This window comes from Streptomyces sp. NPDC049541 (genome assembly GCF_044465725.1).
Lineage (GTDB): Bacteria > Actinomycetota > Actinomycetes > Streptomycetales > Streptomycetaceae > Streptomyces.
Genome location: NZ_JBITLY010000018.1, coordinates 89,326 through 110,350 on the forward strand (window position 1 = coordinate 89,326; position 21,025 = coordinate 110,350).

19 protein-coding genes are annotated in these 21,025 nt (G+C 70.6%); 9 read left to right on the plus strand and 10 right to left on the minus strand.

The features are described 5' to 3' along the window. Positions 1-2 precede the first annotated feature (2 nt). The 4 genes from ACIBW9_RS40310 to mce form a co-directional block, all read right to left on the minus strand. Positions 3-992, minus strand: a complete 990-nt coding sequence (locus ACIBW9_RS40310) for an ABC transporter ATP-binding protein (protein WP_398963144.1) — start codon at positions 990-992, stop codon at positions 3-5. A gap of 196 nt (positions 993-1,188) precedes the next feature. Continuing rightward, on the minus strand, positions 1,189-2,124 hold the full coding sequence (locus tag ACIBW9_RS40315; protein ID WP_398963147.1) for a cellulose-binding protein: 936 nt from the start codon (positions 2,122-2,124) through the stop codon (positions 1,189-1,191). A 183-nt stretch (positions 2,125-2,307) separates the two neighbouring features. Next, complete coding sequence (scy, locus tag ACIBW9_RS40320; protein WP_398963150.1) at positions 2,308-6,186, minus strand: polarized growth protein Scy; 3,879 nt, start codon at positions 6,184-6,186, stop codon at positions 2,308-2,310. 211 nt (positions 6,187-6,397) lie between these two features. After that, the gene (gene mce / locus ACIBW9_RS40325; protein ID WP_099931336.1) at positions 6,398-6,838 is read right to left on the minus strand and encodes a methylmalonyl-CoA epimerase; all 441 of its coding nucleotides are present in this window, start codon (positions 6,836-6,838) and stop codon (positions 6,398-6,400) included. A gap of 147 nt (positions 6,839-6,985) precedes the next feature. On the opposite strand from mce, the gene ACIBW9_RS40330 reads away from it, so the two are divergent. The 3 genes from ACIBW9_RS40330 to ACIBW9_RS40340 all read left to right on the plus strand — a co-directional run bounded on the left by ACIBW9_RS40330 (position 6,986) and on the right by ACIBW9_RS40340 (position 10,945). Next, positions 6,986-8,188 (plus strand): acetyl-CoA C-acetyltransferase, encoded by a 1,203-nt coding sequence (locus ACIBW9_RS40330; protein WP_115905843.1) that lies wholly within the window; start codon positions 6,986-6,988, stop codon positions 8,186-8,188. A gap of 37 nt (positions 8,189-8,225) precedes the next feature. Next, the gene (gene meaB / locus ACIBW9_RS40335; RefSeq protein WP_365839539.1) at positions 8,226-9,182 is read left to right on the plus strand and encodes a methylmalonyl Co-A mutase-associated GTPase MeaB; all 957 of its coding nucleotides are present in this window, start codon (positions 8,226-8,228) and stop codon (positions 9,180-9,182) included. A 188-nt stretch (positions 9,183-9,370) separates the two neighbouring features. Beyond that, positions 9,371-10,945 (plus strand): MFS transporter, encoded by a 1,575-nt coding sequence (locus ACIBW9_RS40340; protein ID WP_398963155.1) that lies wholly within the window; start codon positions 9,371-9,373, stop codon positions 10,943-10,945. Between the two features lie 87 nt (positions 10,946-11,032). On the opposite strand, the gene ACIBW9_RS40345 is transcribed toward ACIBW9_RS40340, so the two are convergent. The 4 genes from ACIBW9_RS40345 to ACIBW9_RS40360 form a co-directional block, all read right to left on the minus strand. Beyond that, positions 11,033-11,509, minus strand: coding sequence for a MarR family winged helix-turn-helix transcriptional regulator (locus tag ACIBW9_RS40345; RefSeq protein WP_398963159.1), 477 nt, complete (start codon positions 11,507-11,509; stop codon positions 11,033-11,035). A 95-nt stretch (positions 11,510-11,604) separates the two neighbouring features. Next, the gene (locus ACIBW9_RS40350) at positions 11,605-12,405 is read right to left on the minus strand and encodes an AIM24 family protein (RefSeq protein WP_398963162.1); all 801 of its coding nucleotides are present in this window, start codon (positions 12,403-12,405) and stop codon (positions 11,605-11,607) included. Next, a complete protein-coding gene (locus tag ACIBW9_RS40355) occupies positions 12,402-13,052 on the minus strand; it encodes an AIM24 family protein (RefSeq protein ID WP_398963164.1) in 651 nt (216 codons plus the stop codon). Before ACIBW9_RS40355 ends, ACIBW9_RS40350 begins: the two co-directional genes overlap by 4 nt. Position 13,053: 1 nt before the next feature. Then, the gene (locus ACIBW9_RS40360; protein WP_344399167.1) at positions 13,054-13,686 is read right to left on the minus strand and encodes an AIM24 family protein; all 633 of its coding nucleotides are present in this window, start codon (positions 13,684-13,686) and stop codon (positions 13,054-13,056) included. A 158-nt stretch (positions 13,687-13,844) separates the two neighbouring features. Between ACIBW9_RS40360 and ACIBW9_RS40365 the strand changes: the two genes are divergently transcribed. The 4 genes from ACIBW9_RS40365 (at position 13,845) to ACIBW9_RS40380 (ending at position 18,448) form a co-directional block, all read left to right on the plus strand. Further along, the gene (locus tag ACIBW9_RS40365; protein WP_398963167.1) at positions 13,845-14,189 is read left to right on the plus strand and encodes a DUF3817 domain-containing protein; all 345 of its coding nucleotides are present in this window, start codon (positions 13,845-13,847) and stop codon (positions 14,187-14,189) included. Further along, the gene (locus ACIBW9_RS40370) at positions 14,186-14,479 is read left to right on the plus strand and encodes an MTH1187 family thiamine-binding protein (RefSeq protein WP_398963170.1); all 294 of its coding nucleotides are present in this window, start codon (positions 14,186-14,188) and stop codon (positions 14,477-14,479) included. Before ACIBW9_RS40365 ends, ACIBW9_RS40370 begins: the two co-directional genes overlap by 4 nt. A 176-nt stretch (positions 14,480-14,655) precedes the next feature. Beyond that, a complete protein-coding gene (locus ACIBW9_RS40375) occupies positions 14,656-16,452 on the plus strand; it encodes a glycosyltransferase family 2 protein (RefSeq protein ID WP_398963173.1) in 1,797 nt (598 codons plus the stop codon). A gap of 88 nt (positions 16,453-16,540) precedes the next feature. Further along, positions 16,541-18,448, plus strand: a complete 1,908-nt coding sequence (locus ACIBW9_RS40380) for a galactose oxidase-like domain-containing protein (protein WP_398963264.1) — start codon at positions 16,541-16,543, stop codon at positions 18,446-18,448. A gap of 28 nt (positions 18,449-18,476) precedes the next feature. On the opposite strand, the gene ACIBW9_RS40385 is transcribed toward ACIBW9_RS40380, so the two are convergent. Then, positions 18,477-19,475, minus strand: a complete 999-nt coding sequence (locus tag ACIBW9_RS40385; RefSeq protein WP_398963175.1) for a glycoside hydrolase family 6 protein — start codon at positions 19,473-19,475, stop codon at positions 18,477-18,479. Positions 19,476-19,748: 273 nt separating this feature from the next. Between ACIBW9_RS40385 and ACIBW9_RS40390 the strand changes: the two genes are divergently transcribed. Together ACIBW9_RS40390 and ACIBW9_RS40395 are read left to right on the plus strand one after the other, a co-directional pair. Then, the gene (locus tag ACIBW9_RS40390) at positions 19,749-20,258 is read left to right on the plus strand and encodes a MarR family winged helix-turn-helix transcriptional regulator (protein ID WP_398963178.1); all 510 of its coding nucleotides are present in this window, start codon (positions 19,749-19,751) and stop codon (positions 20,256-20,258) included. A gap of 43 nt (positions 20,259-20,301) precedes the next feature. Beyond that, positions 20,302-20,640, plus strand: coding sequence for a DUF3817 domain-containing protein (locus ACIBW9_RS40395; RefSeq protein ID WP_398963181.1), 339 nt, complete (start codon positions 20,302-20,304; stop codon positions 20,638-20,640). Positions 20,641-20,876: 236 nt separating this feature from the next. On the opposite strand, the gene ACIBW9_RS40400 is transcribed toward ACIBW9_RS40395, so the two are convergent. Then, complete coding sequence (locus ACIBW9_RS40400; RefSeq protein WP_398963184.1) at positions 20,877-21,011, minus strand: hypothetical protein; 135 nt, start codon at positions 21,009-21,011, stop codon at positions 20,877-20,879. Positions 21,012-21,025 lie beyond the last annotated feature (14 nt).

Genomic DNA, 21,025 nt, shown 5'->3' on the forward strand with positions numbered 1-21,025 from the left:
GCTCATCTCCTCTTCCAGTCCTCGCCCCAGTGCTGCCGCTGCGGGTATGCCTCGGGGGGCGTCTCGAAGCGCCGCTCCAGGGGTGGGTCGGCGTGCGCGTGGTACTCCACCGCCCCCGCGGTCAGCTGCATGAACGCCTCCTCCAGGGAGGCCTGCTGGGGGCTGAGCTCGTGCAGCACGATCTGGTGCTGCGCGGCCAGCTCGCCGATCTGCTCCGCCTTGCCGCCGTCCACCTCCAGCGCCCCGCTGCCGGACTCGATGACGGTGACGCCCTCCTCGTGCAGCACGTCGAGCAGCCGTTCGCGCTGCGGGGAGCGGATCCGGATGTACGAGCGGGAGTTCCGCTCGATGAAGTCGGCCATGGAGGTGTCGGCGAGCAGTCGCCCCTGTCCGATGACGACGAGGTGGTCGGCGGTCAGCGCCATCTCGCTCATCAGGTGGGAGGAGACGAAGACCGTGCGCCCCTGGGCGGCCAGGGACTTCATCAGATTGCGGATCCAGTGGATGCCTTCGGGGTCGAGGCCGTTGACCGGCTCGTCGAACATCAGGATCTGTGGGTCGCCGAGCAGCGCACCCGCGATCCCGAGCCGCTGCCCCATGCCCAGCGAGAACCCCTTGGCCTTCTTCCTCGCGACCGCCGTGAGGCCCACCGTGTCGAGGACCTCGGCCACCCGCCGGCTCGGGATGCCGTTGCTCTGCGCGAGGCACAGCAGATGGTTGAAGGCGCTGCGGCCGCCGTGCACGGCCTTGGCGTCCAGCAGGGCGCCGATGTACCGCAGCGGGTCCTTGAGGTGGTCGTAGCGCCTGCCGTCGATCCGGACCGCCCCCGCGGTGGGCCGGTCGAGCCCCAGCATCATCCGCATCGTCGTCGACTTGCCGGCCCCGTTCGGCCCGAGGAACCCCGTCACCATGCCGGGTCTGACGGTGAAGGTGAGGTTGTTGACCGCCAGTTTCTCGCCGTACCGCTTGGTCAGGCCCTCGAGCTCGATCATGAAGTCACGCTAAGACCGGGGTCCGGGGGCTGCCACTCGAGCGTGCCCGTGCCGGCGAGCGGGACGTGCTCGGACGCCGACGCGAACGGCAGTGTCCCCGCCGTCGGCAGTGCCCGCCCTTGGTGTCGTAGGAAACACGCCAAAGGCCCGCACCCTCGGGGGAGATGGTGCGGGCCTCTGCTGCCGTCAGGCGGTGTTACCGGGTCTGCTGCGCCGGAACCCCACGGGAGATCGGCTCGTCCTCGGCCGGCGAACCGGCGGCGGCCACCGCGGCACCCGTGAGCGTCGCGAGCATCTCGCGGACGTTCGTCAGCTGGGCGTTGATGCTGTCGCGGCGGTTGGTGAGGGCGGCCAGCTCGCGCTCGGATTCCGAACGGATCCGGTCTGCCTTGGCGTTCGCGTCGGCCACGATGTCCTCGGCCTGGCGCTGAGCCGTCTCCACCGTCTGGCGGGCGCGGCGCTCGGCGTCGGTGCGCAGCTTCTCGGCCTCCAGGCGGAGCTGCTCCGCGCGGTGCTCGATCTCCGCGAGGCGCTTCTCGGCCTTGGCCTGACGGGACGCCAGGTCGCGCTCCGACTGCTCGCGGCGCTTGGCGAGGTTCGTCTCGAAGTCCGCGGCGGCCTGCGCGGCCTTGGCGCGGGTCTCCTCGAAGAGGGCGTCCGCCTCCTCGCGCTTCGACTGCGCGTCCTTCTGCGCCTCGGAACGCAGCTGCGCGGCGTCACTCTTGGCCTTCTCGACGATCCGGACGCCCTCGTCCTCAGCCTTGGCCTTGCGCTCCGCAGCGAACGATTCTGCGTCGTTGCGGACCTGCTGGGCCGCCGACTCCGCAAGCTCGCGGTGCTGCTCGGCCGCGCGACGGGCCTCCTCGCGCAGATCCTTGGCCTCTTCCTCGGCGAGGCGGAGGATCTTCTCGACGCGCGCGCCGAGACCGGCGTACGACGGCTCTGCGTCGGTTACCTGGGCCTGGGCGTTCTGCGTCTCGAGGTGGAGCTCCTCGATGCGCTTTTCCAGAGCGGTGATGCGGGCGAGAGCGCTGTCACGGTCGGAGACGAGCTTGGAGATTCGTTCGTCCACCTGAGCGCGGTCGTACCCACGCCGCACAAGCTCGAAGCCGTAGGGGGAAGTGTCGCTCATGGGGTTCCTGTCAAATGAGACCGGTGAGGTGATAGGGGGAATCCTAGGGGCCGAAGCGGTGTGTCATCGAGCGGATACGTGTTTGATCTGGAGAATGAGACCCCTTTTGGGTGGCTAACCCTCGGACCACTTGCCAAAAAATTGGTCAAAGGCCCCAGACGGCGCCGCATATGACCCTGTCGATCAGCTGTCCGACGGCTTACCCGAACGGGGGGCGCCGACCGTGGCCCCCGCCTTGACGCCACCGTCCTTGCCCGCAGCCGGGGCCTCGAAAGACTCCAACGCCTCCAGGACGTCCTGGACACGGGAGATCTCGGCGTTGATGTCCTCGCGCCGGCGCACCAGGATCTCCAGCTCGCGCTTTCCTTCCTCGACCGTGCGCTTGGCCTCGCGGATCGCCTCGGCCTTGAGCTCCTCGGCCTCCTTCACGAGTGCCGCCTTCTTCTGCTCGGCCTCCTTCAGGAGCCCCTCGGCCTTCTTCACGGCGGCGATACGGACCTTGCCCGCCTCGGAGTTGGCCTCCGAGACCAGCTCCTTGGCCTTCGCCTGCGCCTTGGCCAGCTGCTCCTCGGCGGCCTTGATGAGCGCGTCGCAGCGGTCGCCGGTGGACTTCATCGTCTCGGCGGCCTCGCGGCGGGCCCGCTCGTGCAGCGCCTCGATCTCAGCGGTGATGCGCTCGCGCAGCTCCTCCGCGCGCTCACGGATGGAGGTGGCGTCCCGGCGGGCACCGACGAGCAGTTCGTCCGCGTCGGCACGGGCCTTCTCCACCCGCGCGTTGCCCTCGACCGTCGCCTCCGAGACCAGGCGATCGGCCTCCTTGCGGGCAGCGCCCACCATGGTGTCGGCCTGCGCCTCGGCGTCGGCGGTGGTCTTGTGGGCCTGCTGCTGCGCCTCGGAGAGCAGCTTGTCGGCCTCGGCGGTGGTCTCCGTGATGAGCGTGTCGACCTGCTCGGCCACGTCCTGGCGCCGCTTGTTGGCGTCCTTGCGGGCCTCGTCGAGAGTGCGCTCGGCCTCCTCGCGCGCGGCGTTGACCAGCCGCTCGGCCTCCGCCGCCGCCTCCGCCTTGACCCGCTCCGACTCGCTGCGGATCCGCTCGGCGTGCTGCTGCGCCGCCCCGACCGTGTCGGCGGCCTCGGCGCGCAGCCGCTCCGCGTCCCCGGTGGCGTCCGCGATGAGCTTCTCCGCCTTGGCGACCGCCTCGACCCGCACCCGCTCGGCCTCCGCGACCGTCTCGGTGCGCAGTTGGTCGGTGTCCCGGACCGTCTCCGTGGTGAGCCGCTCGGCCTCGGCGCGCGCCTCGGTGATGAGGGCGTCCGCCTGCGCCGCCGCGTCCGAACGGATGCGGTTGGCGTCCTCGCGGGCGTCCGCCCGGGTGCGCGCCGCCGCCTGGTCGGCCTCGGCGATCGCGTCCGAGGCCTCCGTACGCACCCGCTGCGCGTACTCGGCCGCGTCAGAACGCAGCCGCTCCGACTCAGCGATCGCCTCCGCGACCGTGCGCTCGGCGAGCGCCTTGGCGGCGTCGGTCTCCTCGTTCGCCTCGCGCCGGATGCGGCTCGCGTCCTCGCTGGCGCGCTCCCGCTCGGCGTAGGCGTCGGAGCGGACCCGGTCCGCCTCCTCCTGCGCCTCGCGCCGGGTACGGTCCGCCGCGTGCTCGGCGGCGCTGCGCAGCCCGGTGATCTCCTCCTGGGCCTGCTCGTGCAGCCCGGCCACCGAGTCCCGTACCTGCTGGGCGTGTTGCTCGGCGCCCGAGACCATCTCGGTCGCGCGCCGGTCCGCCTCCTCGACCAGCCGCACGGCCTCGGCCTGCGCCTCCTCCACGCGGTTGCGCGCCGAGGCGAGCAGCTCCTCGCTCTGCTCGCGCGCCCGCTCGCGCTCCTGGTCGGCCTCGGTGCGCGCGGCGCCGAGCGTCTCCTCGGCCTCGCGACGGCGCCGGTTGGCTTCCTCCTGCGCTGCGGCCAGCGTCTCGGAGGCCTCGGTGCCGAGCCGCTCGGCGGCGGCCAGCGCCTCCGCCCGCACCCGGTCGGCGTTCTCCTGCGCCTCCGACTTCAGCCGCTCCGCCTCCGCGGCCGCCTCGGACCGCAGACGTACGGCGATGGCCTCGCCCTCGGCCCGGGACGCGGACGCGTCCGACGCGGCCTCGTTGCGCAGCCGGTCGGCCTCCGTCTCGGCCTGCGCCTGCAGGGTGCGGATCCGCTCGGCGGCCTCCGCGCGCAGCCGCTCGCTCTCCTCGGCGGCCTCGCGGCGGATCCGCGAAGCCTCCTCGCGGGCCTCGGCCAGAGCCTGCTCGGCGGCGGCGAGGCGCTCCTCGGCCTCCGTGTGCAGCCGCGTCAGCTCCTCGGCCGCCTCGGCGCGGCGGGCCTCCATGGCCCGCTCGGTCTCCTCCTGCAGCTCCCGCGCGGCCCGCTCGGCCTCGGCCTTGATGCCCTCGGCCTGCTCGACGACCTCCTCTCGGTGCCGCTCCGCCTCCTGACGGGTGCGCTGGAGGGTCTCCTCTGCCTGCCGGCGCAGCGTGGTCGCCCGCTCGATGGCCTCGGTGCGGACCTTCTCGCTGTCCGCGGTGGCCTTCTGGCGCAGCTCGTCCGCGTCCTGCCGGGACTTCGCGAGCAGCTCCTCGGCGGTCTTGGCCGCCTCCTCGATCTGCTGGACGGCCTCCTTGCGGGCCTCCGCGCGGATCTTCTCGCCCTCGGCGACCGCGTCGGCACGCAGCTGCTCGGCCTCGCCGCGCAGCCGGCGCGCCTCCTCCTGCAGCTCGACCGTCTTGGCGCGGTACTCCTTGGTGTCGTCCTTGGCCGCGCCCTTGAGCTGCTCGGCCAGGTCGTGCGCCTCGGCGCGCAGCCGGTCCGCCTCGGCCTCGGCCTCCGAGCGGATCCGCTCGGCCTCCTCGGCGGCGGCCTTGGTGGTGTTCTTCGCGTCCTCCTGCGCCCTGTTGAGGACGTCCTCGGCGGTCTTGGCCGCCTTGGACAGCTGGGTCGCGCTCTCCTCGGCCGTGATCGTGCGGGCCTTCTCGGAGGCCTCGGCGACGATCCGCTCGGCCTCCGAACGGGCGTCCGCCACGACCTGCTCGGCCTCCGACTTGGTGGCCTCGGCCTCCTTGGTGGCCTCCTCGACCAGCCGGGCGACCTGCTCCTTCGCCGTACGGGTGCGCTGCTCGTTCGTCGACTCGGCGCTGGCGAGGGCCTTCTCGGCCGCCGCCGTGGCCTCGGTGACCAGCTTGTCGGCCTCGGCCTGCGCCTTGCGCAGCGCCTCCTCGGCCTGCGCCATGCGCTGCTCGGCGGCCCGGCTCAGCTCCTGCGCCTGGCGGCGGGCGGAGTCCGACTCGGTGGCGGTGGAGTTGCGCAGCTGCTCGGCGTGGTCGGTGGCCTCCTGGGCCTGGGTGGACGCGGCGTTCAGCAGCCGCTCGGCGTCGGCACGCGCCCGGCGCAGCAGCTGCTCGGCCTCCGCGCGGGCCTCCTCGGCCTCGCTCTGCAGCCGCTGCCTGGCCTCGCTCGCGACCCGCTCGGCCTCCGCGCGGGCGGCGGCCAGGGCCTGCTCGGCCTCGGCACGGGACTCGTCGAGCAGCCGGCGTGCCTGGGACTCGGTACGGGCGCGCAGCTGCTCCGCCCAGGCCACGTTCTCGTTGACGTGCGACTCGACGGTCTGCCGGCGCTCGGCCAGCTCCTGGTCCAGCTGCTGGCGGCGGGTGACCGCCTCCTGGTGCAGCTCGGCCTGCAGCCGGGCGGCCTGCTCCGCGTGCTCCTGGAGGATGCGCTGGGTCTGGGCACGGGCCTGGCTGAGCTCGCGCTCGGCGTCCAGCCGCAGCTGGTCGGCCTGGATCTGGGCGTTCCGCAGCAGCTGCTCGGCCTGGTAGCCGATGTCACCGCCGTCGAAGGAGGGCCGGGACATGATGGTGCGGCGCGCCTCGTGCAGCTTGGCGCGCAGCACCTCGACCTGGTAGCCGAGGTCCTCGGCGTGCTGGATCGCCTTTTCCCGCTCGGTCTTCAGCCGCTCCATCTCGGCCTCGAACCGAGAGAGGTGGTCGACGTCAGCCGCCGGCTCTCGCTCCTGGCGTTCGTAGCCCCGCACTGCGCGGTCCCATCCGTCCCCTGGTCGCAAGTCTGGCCAAACGAGCTCCGTCCATCCGCCGAACGGGGCCCCCGGGGAATGGTGTCAGATCAACGGCGGAGCATGGGCTGCTGCCCCGACGCTCGACCCCCGAAACACGGTCCCCGGCGTGCGGTCACCCCCCACAGAGACGGCGACCGCCCCCAACCCTACCGGCCCATATGTACGGGGGTCAGTGCTCAGGTGACTCAACAGGCGCGGAAGTGACCAGTTCTGTCAGAACGCCGTGGCAGTCCTTCGGGTGCAGGAACGTGATTCGTGACCCCATGGAGCCGCGCCGGGGCTCTTCGTACAGAACACGTACGCCCTTTTCCTTGATGTCGGCCGCGTCGGCGTCCACATCCGCCGTACCGAAAGCGATGTGGTGCACGCCCTCGCCGTTCTTGTCGAGCCACTTGGCGACGGTCGAGTCCGGTCGCGTCGGTTCCAGAAGCTGCAGGTAGGAGGCTCCGCCGTCGGAGGTGTCGTTGATCTTGAGCATGGCCTCGCGGACGCCCTGCTCCTCGTTGACCTCGGAGTGGAACACCTCGAAGCCGTATGTGGCCCGGTAGAACTCGACGGTCTTGTCGAGATCGAAACAGGCGATTCCGATGTGGTCGATTCGCGTCAGCATGGTGTTAGTGCAGCGCTCCTGGAATGGTTACGCAACGTGCCAGCGATCACACCGGCTGCCGGGTGACGGCACGGAGTGCCACTCAGTACATTCGAAGTAAACCCTCGTTCACTCCTCGGCAGTGCAGCCGGAAGGGGATCGCAGCTCATGTCTGGATCGAACAGCACGACCTCGGTGATCGTCGCGGGGGCGCGTACGCCCATGGGACGGCTGCTGGGCTCCCTCAAGTCCTTCTCCGGAGCCGACCTCGGCGGCTTCGCGATCAAGGCCGCCCTCGACCGTGCGGGGATCGGTGGCGACCAGGTGCAGTACGTGATCATGGGCCAGGTGCTGCAGGCCGGGGCGGGGCAGATCCCGGCACGTCAGGCCGCCGTCAAGGCGGGCATCCCGATGAACGTCCCGGCACTGACCGTCAACAAGGTGTGTCTGTCCGGCCTCGACGCCATCGCGCTCGCCGACCAGCTGATCCGCGCCGGGGAGTTCGACGTGATCGTCGCGGGCGGCCAGGAGTCCATGACCAACGCGCCCCACCTGCTGCCGAAGTCCCGCGAGGGCTTCAAGTACGGCGCGATCGAGATGCTCGACGCCATGGCGTACGACGGCCTGACCGACGCCTTCGAGAACATCGCCATGGGCGAGTCCACGGAGAAGCACAACACCCGCCTGGGCATCCAGCGCCCCGAGCAGGACGAGATCGCCGCCCTGTCCCACCAGCGGGCGGCGGCCGCGCAGAAGAACGGCATCTTCGAGGCCGAGATCACCCCGGTGGAGATCCCGCAGCGCAAGGGTGAGCCGGTCCTCTTCAGCAAGGACGAGGGCATCCGCGGCGACACGACGGCGGAGTCCCTGGGCAAGCTGCGCCCGGCCTTCACCCGGGACGGCACGATCACGGCCGGCTCCTCCTCGCAGATCTCGGACGGTGCGGCGGCCGTGGTCGTGATGAGCAAGGCCAAGGCGCAGGAGCTGGGCCTGGACTGGATCGCCGAGATCGGCGCCCACGGCAATGTGGCGGGCCCGGACAACTCGCTGCAGTCGCAGCCGTCCAACGCGATCCTGCACGCCCTGAAGAAGGAGGGCCTGGGGGTCGAGGACCTCGACCTCATCGAGATCAACGAGGCCTTCGCCGCGGTGGCGGTGCAGTCAATGAAGGACCTCGGAGTTTCAACGGAAAAGGTGAATGTCAACGGCGGCGCGATTGCCCTGGGCCACCCCATCGGCATGTCCGGCGCCCGGCTCGTCCTGCATCTGGCGCTGGAGCTCAAGCGCCGGGGCGGCGGTGTGGGTGCGGCCGCGCTGTGCGGTGGCGGCGGTCAGGGTGACGCACTGATCGTGCGGGTACCCAAGGCCTGAGTTCTTCTTCGTACGTCGATCTCTGAACGGAGCTGTGATGCAGGACGTCTCCACACTCGTCGCCCAGGCGAGGGAAGGCCGGCCGCGGGCCGTGGCCCGGCTGATCTCCCTGGTGGAGGGGGCGTCCCCGCAGCTCAGGGAGGTCATGGAGGCGCTTGCTCCGCTGACGGGCAATGCGTATGTGGTGGGTCTGACCGGCTCGCCGGGCGTCGGCAAGTCGACCTCCACCTCCGCGCTCGTCACGGCGTACCGCAAGCAGGGCAGACGGGTCGGCGTCCTTGCCGTCGACCCGTCGTCCCCCTTCTCCGGCGGCGCCCTGCTCGGCGACCGGGTGCGGATGTCGGAGCACGCCTCCGACCCGGGGGTGTACATCCGCTCGATGGCGACCCGCGGCCACCTGGGCGGCCTGGCGTGGGCCGCCCCGCAGGCGATCCGGGTGCTGGACGCGGCGGGCTGCGACGTGATCCTGGTCGAGACGGTGGGCGTCGGCCAGTCGGAGGTCGAGATCGCCTCCCAGGCGGACACCAGCGTCGTCCTGCTGGCCCCGGGGATGGGCGACGGCATCCAGGCGGCGAAGGCGGGCATCCTCGAGATCGGTGACGTCTACGTCGTCAACAAGGCCGACCGGGACGGTGCGGACGCCACGGCCCGAGAGCTCAACCACATGCTGGGCCTGGGCGAGTCCCGCAGCCCGGGCGACTGGCGCCCGCCGATCGTCAAGACGGTCGCCGCGCGCGCCGAGGGCGTCGACGAGGTCGTCGAGGCCCTGGAGAAGCACCGTGCGTGGATGGAGGAGCGGGGGGTGCTGGCGGAACGCCGCCTGGCCCGCGCCTCCCGCGAGGTGGAGACCATCGCCGTGACGGCCCTGCGCGAACGCATCGGCGACCTGCACGGCGACCGCCGGCTGAGCGCACTGGCGGAGCGGATCGTGGCCGGGGACCTGGACCCCTACCGTGCGGCGGACGAACTGGTGGCGGGGCTGACGCAGGGCTGAGGCGGACGGTCGCGTGGCCAACTCCCGGCCCGCGCTGTTACGTTGATTCGCATGTACCTCCTCTTGGCATAGGGCCCGCCCAAGCCCGCGTACGGCGAGCGGCAGTCGGCCGACGAACCGACTGACCGACCGCCCGGCCGACGCGGCGATCAGGCGTCCCCCTTTCCGCCTCGAGCCGAGGAACTCCCGTGTCTTCCACGCCCGTGGGACGGCCGTCGTATGCCGCCGTCCTCCGCATCCCGCATGCCCGCCGCACCTTCGCCGCCGCCCTGCTCGGCAGGCTGTCGTACGGCATCGTCCCCCTGTCCGTGGTGCTCGCCGTGAACCGCGCCTCGGGGTCGTACACGGTGGCGGGCACCGTCATGGCGCTGTTCGGCGCCACCAGCGTCTTCCTGTCGCCCGCCCGGGCGGCCCTGATCGACCGGTACGGGCCGCGCCGCACGCTCGTCCCGATGGTCACGGCGTACGCGGCCCTGCTCGGGCTGCTCACGCTGCTCGTCCGGCGCCCCGGAGCCGTCTCGCCGCTCGTGCCGGCCGCCGTGGCCGCCGCGGCGGGCGCCTGCACACCTCCACTGGGCCCCGCGATGCGTGCCGTATGGAGCAGGCTCGCCCCGGACCGCGCCCTGCTGCAGCGCGCGTACAGCCTCGACGGCGTCGCCGAGGAACTCCTCCTCGTCTCGGGCCCCGTCCTGGTCGGCATCCTCACCGGCTTCGCCCCGCCGACGGCCGGCATCGCCTTCGGAACCGCGCTGATCGTGGCGGGGACTGCCGGGTTCGTCATGTCGCCGGCGGTCGGCGCGGCGAGGCCCGCCGACGTGGGTACGGGACGGCCGGGGGCAGACCGGGGCGCGGGCGCACGGCTGCGCGGGCTCGTCTTCGGGCGGGGCGGGGTCGTGCCGCGGCCGAAGGTGCTCTCCGAGCCGGGTGCTGTTGGGGGGAGTGCGCCGGGTGAACGCCGTCCGGGGAGGGGTGTGGCCACGCAGGAAGCGTTGCGCGGGCTCGTCTCCGGGCGGGGCATCGCAGGCCGGGGTGCGCTGCGGCGAGGTCATGCCGGGCGGGTTGGTGGCCCGGCGGGGGTACGGCGTGGGGTGCTCTTGGGGTCGTGGACTGACGGGCGGAGCAGGCTGCGCCGGGTTCGGCTGCGGCGCCAGGCCGGGCGGGGTGTGCTGCGGGGGGTTCTGCAGCCCGTTGTCGCTGCCGGCGGGGTCGGCCTGACACTGGGGGTGGTTGATCTGGTGGTGGTGGCCTTTGCCGAGCAGCGGCACTACGGCGACGGGACCGTGGCCTGGACGCTGGCTGCGTTGTCGGCCGGGAGTGCCGTCGGCGGTCTGGTCAACGGGGCTGTCCACTGGCGGGTCCCGGCCCCGGTGCGGCTGCCCCTGGTGGCGGCGGGCCTGGGGGTGGCGTTGTTCGGCGCCGGGTTCGCACCCGGGCTCGGCACGCTCGCCGTGGCGCTGGCGGCCGCGGGGTTCTTCGTGTCGCCGGCGCTGACCACCGCCTATCTGATCGCCGATGACGCGGCGGCGCCGGCGGCGCGGGTCCGGGTCGGGGCCTGGGTCAACACGGTTGTGAACGCGGGCAGTACGGCAGGTGCGGCCGTGGCGGGGCCCCTGGTGGGCGGGATGCCGACCGCGCTGTGCTTCGCGGCGGCCGGCACGGCGGCCCTGCTGACGGCCCTCGCGACGGTGCGGCGCAGCCGGGCGAGGAGCACCCCTGGGGCGGTGCCGGAGCGGGGCGAGGCGGAGAGCGTCCCCGCCGCCTGACGGGCAGCCGGGGCGAGTGTGCCCATCGGGACGCACCGGCAGGCGGGGTCACTTCGGACTCCGCCTGCCGTTCGCGCCGTAGCGCCGCTAGGGACGTCCCCGCTGACCGCGCAGGTGCTCCGCGACGGGCTTCAGGGCCTTGTCGAGTTCCGCCATGGCCTCGGGGGACAGCAGGTCGATGAAGTGCCTGCGCACGGACGCCACATGGTGCGGGGCGACCTTCTTCATCGTCTCCATGCCGTGCTCTGTGAGGACCGCATAGAGCCCGCGGCGGTCGGACTCGCAGTTCTCACGGCGGACCAGGTTCGCGTTCTCCATCCGGGTGATCTGGTGGGAGAGGCGGCTCTTGGACTGGAGGGTGGCGGCCGCGAGGTCGCTCATCCGCATCCGTACGTCCTCCGACTCGGAGAGGTTCACCAGGATCTCGTAGTCGTTCATCGTCAGTCCGAACGGCTGCAGGTCCCTCTCGAGCTGGTACGTCAACAGCCTGTTGACCTCCAGGTGGGTGCGCCAGGCGCACTGCTCCGCATCGGTCAGCCAGCGCGTGGCCGTCTCGGTCTCCATGAATGAAGTCTACCTAAAATGTTGAAAGGCGAACTAGTGAGGGTGGTGTGGTGTCGGCGCGCACACGTTCGACGTCACACTCCGCAGACTACCGCTCACAGCCCGAAGCGACGCTGGAGGTCTCCCAGCTGTCCGGGAAGGCGCGGTGTGCCGGCTTGCTGTGAAGGGCCCATGTGTGCCCCGCCGCCACCGGGCACGCCGGGCTCCGGTGGAACCGCCCCCGTGGCCTGCTCGGCCATGAGGGTTTCCGAGGACTGGAGCAGGACGGTGCCGGCCCCTACGAACTCGAACTGGTGCTCCTCCCCGGAGGCCCCGCCGAGGCCCGTCATCGCACGTAGACCGCCCATTACGCCCGTCAGGTAACCGTGGTCGTAGTGATGACACGGCGACGGGCAGTCGGCCCAGCCGACGAGCGCCTGCGGGTCCACCCGGATCGGCGGTTCCATGAACACCACCGGACCGTTAGATGCTGCCACGAACTTTCCGGTTCCGATGAGTGTCAGAAAACCCGGCACGATCGATTGCTTGAGCGCGAGACTTGGCTGAAAAGCGAGCAGATTGCCGGAGCGAATGGTCAGGTTGCCGTCGTCCAGGTCGTACGAGTTCACATCGAAGGCCCGGTCGGCGAGGAGCATCTTGCCCGAGCCCTCCGCCACGACCCAGTCGCTGGCATGCAGTGGCGAATGAAAGGACGTACGGACAAGGCGGTCGAGCCGGCCGTGCCCGATGCCGTTGAACTCCATCGAGCCGTAGTAGGCGATCATCTTCCCCTTCTGCAGGAACCACTGGCTCCCCTTGAGCTCCACGCAGAAGGTGTACTTGTTGACGTTGTCGTCCACCGGCAGCGTCATCGGGTCGAAGACCGTCGGGCCGCCCGGAGTCCCGTACGTGCTCACAGTTTCTCCTCCGAGGCCTGGACGTACACCGCGCCGTTGCCGCTGAGCTCCAACTGGAAGGCCTCGCCGGAGCCGCGTCCCACCATGTCGCGCCAGCCCAGCGCCGCGGAGAGCTTGTTGCGGACGTCCCCGTGGTGCGCGACGTACGCCTGCGGGTCGACGTGCACGGGCCGCTGTGGGGTGATCGGGATCTCGAAGACCCCGCCGTGGGCCATCACGGCCACCGAGCCGTGCCCCTTGAGGGTGGTCGTGAACAGCCCCTGGCCGGTGACCTGGCCGCGGACCATGCCCATGACCCCGCCCTGCGAGCCCATGAACATCGTGCCCTGCTGGAGCGTGCCCTCGAAGGCGAGCAGCCGGTCCGCCTCCACATAGAGGGTGCCGCCGGTGAGGTTGATCACGTGGACGTGGTGACCGCCGTGCCCGAACATCACCGTGCCGTTGCCCTCGACGCTCATCAGGGGCGTGGCCTCGTTCGCGACCCGGCGACCGATCATCGACATGATCCCGCCCTGGCCGCCCTGGATGTTAGGCGTGAAGGACACCTCGCCCTTGTAGGCGAGCATCGCGCCGCGCTGACTGAACAGCCGCTGGCCGGGCAGCACCGTCGCCTCGACCATCTTGGAGTTGATCTCGCGGAAGGGCATGTCACACATCCCCCGCGATCGTGTTCCGCTCGCTCGGCTGTACGTACACCAGTCCGTCCCCCTCGAACCGGATCTGGAAGGCCTCACCGCCGCCCTCCCCGAAGAACGTGCGGAACGTCACACCGGACTGGAAGGACTGCCGCAGATTCCCCTGGTGCGCGATGTAGGCACCGGGGTCGACCGTCAGCGGGTACTGCGCGCTCACCCTCAGCACCACCGCCGGGCCGTCGGACATGATCGCCGCCTGGCCGTGGCCCTCGACGGTCGTCGTGAACAGCCCGTTTCCCTGGGAGGCGCCGCGCAGGCCGGTGAAGGTCGTGCCGGTCCTGAGGCCGGCGTCGGTCGCGAGCAGATTGCTCGACTCCACATACAGCTTGTCCCCCTGAAGACTCACGAGGTTGATCTCGGAGGCCCGGTCCGCGAACCAGCACGTCCCGTGCCCCTTCACCTCCATCACCGTCATCTGCTCACCGGTGAGCCGCCGGGTCACCATGCCCCGGATGCCCTCACCGCCGCCGGTCATCTTCTTGAAGGCCATCTGCCCGTCGTACGCGACCATCGAGCCGTTCTTCGCCTTCACGGCGTCCCCGGTCATGTCGACGGCGAGCACCTTGCTGCCTTGAAGTCGGAACATCGCCACGCTGCGAAGGTAGCCGCCCGCCGGGTGCGGCGCACAGGGCCCGTGGGTGGAGACGCACCCTGAGCGCACCCCTAGGGGAACCGTTTGTCACAATGGGGGACGCTTGTGCTTCCGTTCACAAAGAGCGATCCGTCTCCCACCGAAGGTGATCCGTGGACATCAAGACCGCCACCGCCCTCCGCCGCCTGCGCCTCGTCTCGGCTCCCGAGGCGGTGTCGTTCCTGCTCCTTTTGACCTGCTCCGTGCTCAAGCGGACCACGAGCTTCGACGCGGTGTTCCCGATGGGCCTGACGCACGGCGTTCTGTTCATCCTGTACGTGATCTTCTGGGCCGACGCCTGGAACCGTACGAAGTGGGACAAGAAGACCGCCGGGCTCTACTTCCTCCTCTCCGTCCTGCCCACCGGCGGCTTCTTCGCCGAGCGCAAGCTCAAGCGCGCCGCCGAGGACGCCGTCATCGCCTCCCGGGCACGCCAGGAAGGAATCGTGAACGCATGATCGTCGCCTTCTCCGTGACACCGCTCGGCGTCGGCGACGACGTGGGGGAGTACGTCGCGGACGCCGTCCGTGTCGTCCGCGAGTCCGGCCTGCCCAACCGCACCGACGCGATGTTCACGAGCATCGAGGGCGAGTGGGACCAGGTGATGGACGTGATCAAGCGCGCCGTCGCCGCCGTCGAGGCGCGGGCGCCGCGCGTGTCCCTGGTCCTCAAGGCGGACATCCGCCCCGGAGTGACCGACGGTCTCACCGCCAAGGTGGAGACGGTGGAGCGCTACCTCGCCGAGTAGGGCCCCCGGGGCTTCCAGCACGTCGGCCCGGCGGGCGAACTGCTCATGGTGGGGCGGGAGATGCGGCCGCCCCACCCGCCTGGACGTCTCCAGGTCGCCCTGCCCCCGAAACTCCAGTTGTGTAGGGGGTGATCGGTACACCTCTGCCGATCACACCTCACTCACTGGAGGGCGCCGTGCAGTCGGAGGGCTACGCATACGACACCCACAGCCGACTGGCCGGACCTCTCACGGAGCCGAGCGAAGCCTCGTACCAGGTGCAGTACACCTCGCTGCTGGCCAGTGAGCCGCGCCGAATACAGGCCGTCCTGCTGATGACCCTCGCGCCGGTGCTCACCGGCATGCTGCTCGTCTACCTCGTCTGGCCCACGCACTGGGTGGAGCGCGACGGCGGGGAGAGCTGGCTGGTCGGGCTCGATGTCACGATGCTCATATCCATCGGGCTCATCGAGCTGTTCATGGTGGTCAATGTCGCCTCTGTCGCCCATGCCACGCTGGTCGCCCGTGACCCCGTCCCGGTGGTCCCCGAAGCCGGTACCCGCGTCGCCTTCCTCACCACGTACGTCCCCGGCAAGGAACCCCTCTCGATGGTCCGCGCCACCCTCGAGGGAGCCGTCCGGATCACCCACGCCGGGCCCGGCAGCGTCCTCGACGTCTGGCTCCTCGACGAGGGCGACGACGAGCAGGCGAAGGCCCTGTGCGCGGAGCTCGGGGTCCGGCACTTCACCCGGCGTGGCGTTCCGCAGTGGAACCAGGCCCACGGCGCGCACAAGGCCCTGACCAAGCACGGCAACTACAACGCCTGGATCGCCCTGCACGGCGACGAGTACGACTTCTTCGCCTCCGTCGACACCGACCACGTCCCGCGCCCCAACTTCCTCGAGCGGATGATGGGGTACTTCCGGGACCCCGACGTCGCCTTTGTGGTCGGGCCCCAGGTGTACGGGAACTATGCCGACCATCCCGTGACCAAGGCCGCCGAGTCCCAGCAGTTCCTCTTCCACGCGCTGATCCAGCGGGCCGGGAACCGGTATCGCTCGCCCATGTTCGTCGGTACGAACAACGTGGTGCGGATCGCCGCCGTGAAGCAGATAGGCGGGCTGTACGACTCGATCACCGAGGACATGGCCACCGGCTTCGAGATACACCAGCGGCGCAACCCCGTCACCGGCAATCACTGGCGGTCCGTGTACACACCGGACGTACTCGCCGTCGGAGAGGGGCCCGCCTCCTGGACCGACTTCTTCACGCAGCAGATGCGCTGGTCGCGGGGGACCTACGAGACGCTGTTCAAGCAGTACGGAAGAGCACTGCGGAAGATGCCTCCGGGGCGGCTGTTCTCGTACACCCTGATGCTCGTCTACTACCCGATGACGGCCGTCAACTGGCTGCTGGGCATCCTCAGTTGTGTCCTCTTCCTCTGGTTCGGGGCCTCCGGGACGCAGGTCGCCTCCTCGGTGTGGCTGATGCTCTACAGCGATGCCGCCGCCCTGCAGATCGGGCTGTATCTGTGGAACCGGCGGCACAACATCTCGCCCCATGAGCCGGAGGGCTCCGGCGGGCTCGCGGGCATGGCGATGTCGGCCCTGGCCGCGCCGATCTACCTCAAGTCCTTCGGTGAGGCGATCGTCCGCCGGCCCAGCAGGTTCGTCGTGACCCCCAAGGGCGCGGACGCCAGTGCCGACCGGCTGCTCACCTTCCGTATCCACCTCTTCTGGGCGATCCTCCTCGCGGCCTCGCTGGCCGCCTCGGTCGTCCTGGACCACACCCATGCGGCCATGCGCACCTGGGCGGTCCTGGCCATGGTCATCGCCCTCGCACCGGTCGCGGTGTGGTGCTCCACGCTCCTCAGGGAGCGGCGGGAGCGGCAGGCACCGCACCGGACCACACGTGCCGTCGACGGCACGGAGCCCGCCCTCGCCACCAGCGGCGCGGGCTCCCCGGTCTCCGGAACCACGACAGGAGGCAGCTAGCACCATGGCCCGCAACGCTGAGAGCAAGTACCGGAAGAGCCCGGGGAGCAGGACGACCAGAAGGGCCGTCCTCGGGGTCGGGGGCATCATGGTCCTGGCCGGTCTCAACGCCCCCGCCGCGGTCGAGTTCGCGGGTGAGGAGTACCACGAGTACAAGATCGCCCAGCCCGAGTACCAGGCGAAGTACGGCTCCTGGCAGCGGGTCGACATCCCCGCGAAGTACCGCACCAACGCCATCCATGCGGCGCTTCTGCACACCGGCAAGGTGCTGATCGTCGCCGGGTCGGGCAACGAACAGAAGAAATTCAACGCCGGGTCCTTCGACACCGTCCTGTGGGACCCGAAGGCCAACACCTTCAAGAAGATCCCCACCCCCGCCGACTTCTTCTGCTCCGGCCACACCCAGCTCCCGGACGGGCGGCTCCTGGTGGCCGGCGGCACCGCCCGCTACGAGCTGCTGGACGGCGAGGTCAAACGGGCCGGCGGCGGTATGCGGGTCAAGAACGAGAACCCCCTCAAGTCGGTGTTCCTGAAGAAGGGCACCCGCTTCCGCTCGCCCTCGGGCGTCGAGTACGTCAGCAGCTTCGACGTCACCGTCCCGAAGGCCAAGCCCGCCGTCGGCGCGGCCCAAGCGGCCGGCGCGGCACGGCCCGGGCAGGCCCCGGCCCCCGCCCCGGTGGTGGCGGGCGAGGCCCGGGTCTTCGTCGAGGCCGTAGAGGCCGGTCCGCTGTCCGTCACCGAGAAGCAGGCGCAGTACGACATCGTCGGACTGACCGGCAAGGACGCGGCCAACACCTACGGGCTGAGCGAGAAGATCACCCTCGACAAGCAGGACTTCCAGGGCATCCGCGCCGCCTACGAGTTCGATCCCGTGGCCGAGCGGTATGTGCCCGTCGACCCGATGCAGAAGGCCCGCTGGTACCCGACGCTGGTCGGGCTCGACGACGGGCGGGTGCTCGCCGTCTCGGGCCTGGACGACGTCGGCATGATCGACCCCGGGGACAACGAGATCTACGACCCGAGGACCAAGAAGTGGTCGCCCGGCCCGAAGCGGTACTTCCCGACGTACCCCGCGCTCTTCCTGACCAAGGGCGGCAAGCTCTTCTACACGTCCTCCAACGCCGGCTACGGGCCCGCCGACCAGGGGCGGGAGCCGGGCCTGTGGGACCTGAAGACCAACACCTTCCGGAAGGTTCCCGGGCTGCGCGACCCCGACGAGACGGAGACCTCGTCCTCCGTGCTGCTGCCGCCGGCGCAGGACCAGAAGGTGATGATCCTGGGCGGTGGCGGCGTCGGCGAGTCCAGGAGGTCGACCCCGCGCACGGCCGTCGTCGATCTCAAGCAGGACAACCCGGTCTTCAAGGACGGACCCGACCTCCCCCAGGGCACGCGGTACCTGAACAGCGTGATCATGCCGGACGACACGGTGTTCACCACCAACGGCTCCGAGGACTACCGCGGCCGCAGCGCCAGCAACATCTTCAAGGCGCAGTTCTACGACCCGAAGAGCAACGCCTTCCGCGAGGCGGCCGCGCCCACCGTCGGCCGCAACTACCACTCCGAGGCGCTGCTGCTGCCCGACGGCCGGGTCGCCACCTTCGGCTCCGACCCGCTCTTCGACGACCAGCAGAACACCAAGCTCGGCCACTTCGAGCAGCGCATGGAGGTCTTCACCCCGCCCGCGCTGCACCGGAACGGCAACAACCGCCCCGTGCTGGAGGGCGGCCCGCGGGAGCTCCGCAAGGACCGCCGCGCGACCTACCGCACTGACCACCCCGAACGGGTGGTGAAGGCCCGGCTCATGCGGCCCAGCGCGGTCACCCACACCACCGACGTCGAGCAGCGCTCCATCGAGCTCGGCCTGACCAAGGACGCGCACTCGGTGACGGTCGTCGTACCGGACGACCCGGCCCTGGTGCCGCCCGGCTGGTACATGCTGTTCGTGACGGACGCGCAGGGCACGCCCTCCGAGGCCAGGTGGATCCAGGTGAAGTGACCGCCCGGCCCGGTGCCCCGGCCGGCGGCTACGGCCTGGAGTTGCGTGCCAGCTCCAGGGCGTACTCCGGCCACCACTTCCCCGCGGCCGGTCCGCTCCCGCAGGTCCCGTCGGACTCCCCGGGCCGCTTGATCCACAGATAGGCGTCGAGGAGGGGTTCGCCCGTGTCGGTCGTCGGGGGGGTGCCCAGCGCGCGGCCGGGCGGGTTGCACCAGGCGCCGGGCAGCGGGCCGTTTCCGTTGCGGCTGGTGTCGACGACGAAGTGCTTGCCGCCGAGGTCGGCGGAGAGCTCCAGGCCGTACGCCTTGGTGAGCTCGTCCGTCTGGAAGTTGGAGACGTTGAGGGAGAAGCCGTCCGCCTTCTCGATGCCGGCCTGCTTCAGCGGGTCGACCAGCTTCCACGGATCACGGATCCAGGCCGGGTTGCCCGCGTCCAGGTACACCTTGGTGTTCGGCTGCTGCTTCAGACGGACCACCGCCTCGTTCAGCAGCTGCTCGCGCTCGTCGTGGTAGCCGGCCGGTGTGCAGCCGTCCACGATGTGGGCGACCGCGTCCGGTTCGAGGACGACCAGGGCCTTGCCGTCCCCGAGTGCGTCCGCGAACTTCCCGATCCACTCCCGGTAGGCGTCCGCGTCGGCCGCGCCACCCGCGGAGTGCTGGCCGCAGTCGCGGTGCGGGATGTCGTACGCCACGAAGAGCGCCGTGCGGTTCTCCACGGCCGCGGAGTCGATGGCCGCCTTCACGATGGGGCCCGGGTCGATCTCGCCCGCCGGCCACAGCGCCTGCGGTTCGTCCGCGATGCGTTTGAGCAGGTGCGCGTCCTGCGCGCGGCCGGCCCGCCGCCACTCCTTGATCTGCTTGGCGGCCGGGCTGTCCGGGTCGACCCAGAAGTCCAGGGCGCCCGCGCGGGCCGCCTTCTTCGAGGCGCTGCCCGCCGCGGCGGCCGTGTCGATGCCGGACGGGGACGAGCAGCCCGCCGCAAGCCCGAGGACCGCGACAGCCGCGAAGATGTGGATCAGCCGGGACATGCAGCTCCCTGGGGCGAAGGTGACATTTACTGATGATTCGTCAGCAATCGTTGCACAAGGGATTTCAGGCTGCAGGGTTCGACATGGCAGCCGTGGGACGGGTCAGACGTCCGAGGACACCTCTCGGGGCGGGGTCGGCGTACGTGGGGGCCACCGTGGCGGGTGCCGGAGCGCTGGGCGCGGTGTGCTGCGTACGGCTCGCGCTGGAAGCGCGGCGGACCGAAAGGCGAGACGGGGCTGACCACGATGTGACCGGCCGGTAAGGTCGGTTCCGTGCCGAAGCCGCTCAGCCTCCCTTTCGACCCGATCGCCCGCGCCGACGAACTCTGGAAGCAGCGCTGGGGGAGCGTGCCGTCCATGGCCGCCATCACCTCGATCATGCGCGCCCACCAGATCCTGCTCGCCGAGGTCGACGCGGTGGTCAAGCCGTACGGACTGACGTTCGCGCGGTACGAGGCGCTGGTGCTGCTCACCTTCTCCAAGGAGGGCGAGCTGACGATGTCGAAGATCGGCGAGCGGCTCATGGTGCACCCCACCTCGGTGACGAACACCGTCGACCGCCTGGTGAGGTCGGGCCTGGTGGCCAAGCGCCCCAACCCCAACGACGGTCGCGGCACCCTCGCCTCCATCACCGACAAGGGCCGCGAGGTCGTCGAGGCCGCCACCCGAGACCTGATGGCGATGGACTTCGGCCTCGGTGCGTACGACGCCGAGGAGTGCGCGGAGATCTTCGCGATGCTGCGCCCGCTGCGGGTGGCGGCGAACGACTTCGCCGAGGACTGACCCGGCCCAAGATCTCCCGGAACGGGCGGTTACGCTCGACGCCATGAAGAAGAGCGTGCTGACCCGCTACCGCGTCATGGCCTACGTCACCGGCGTCCTGCTGGTCCTGCTGTGCCTGAGCATGATCGCCAAGTACGGCCTGGACGTCAGCGGCGCCGCGGACTTCACCCGCGTCGTCGCCATCGCGCACGGCTGGCTCTACGTGGTCTACCTGATCTTCGCCTTCGACCTGGGCTCCAAGGCGAAGTGGCCGGTCGGCAAGCAGCTGTGGGTGCTGCTCGCCGGGACCATCCCGACGGCCGCCTTCTTCGTCGAGCGGAAGATCAGCCACGAGCTGGAGACGAGGTTCGCCGAGGGCTCGCCCGCGGTCGCGAAGGTCTGACGACCGCCGACGTGCCGACCGCCGGGCCGCCGTGGGCCAGACCCTTGTAGGTCTCCCCGCTCCCACTCGGGGTCGTACTCGCCCTCCTCCCGGTCCGGCAGGTCCAGGTTGGTTGTGGCGTCGATGGGCCGCGCCCATGGGTAGAGACCGGCGACCAGGCCGTCGGACAGCTCCAGCGCGGCGGCGGCGTCGTCCGGCAGGAAGTCGCGACCCCCTCGGAGCGCAGCGGGCCGCCACTACCGGAAGCCGCCCTCGACCGTGATGTCGACCGGGTGCAGCGGGGTGCCGTGGCCGTCCCGTTCCCAGTGGAGGCGATCCCAGCCCCAGCACAGCCACTTCGTGCCGAGGGCTTCGTCCCGGTAGCGGACCACCCGGGACGGTCCGA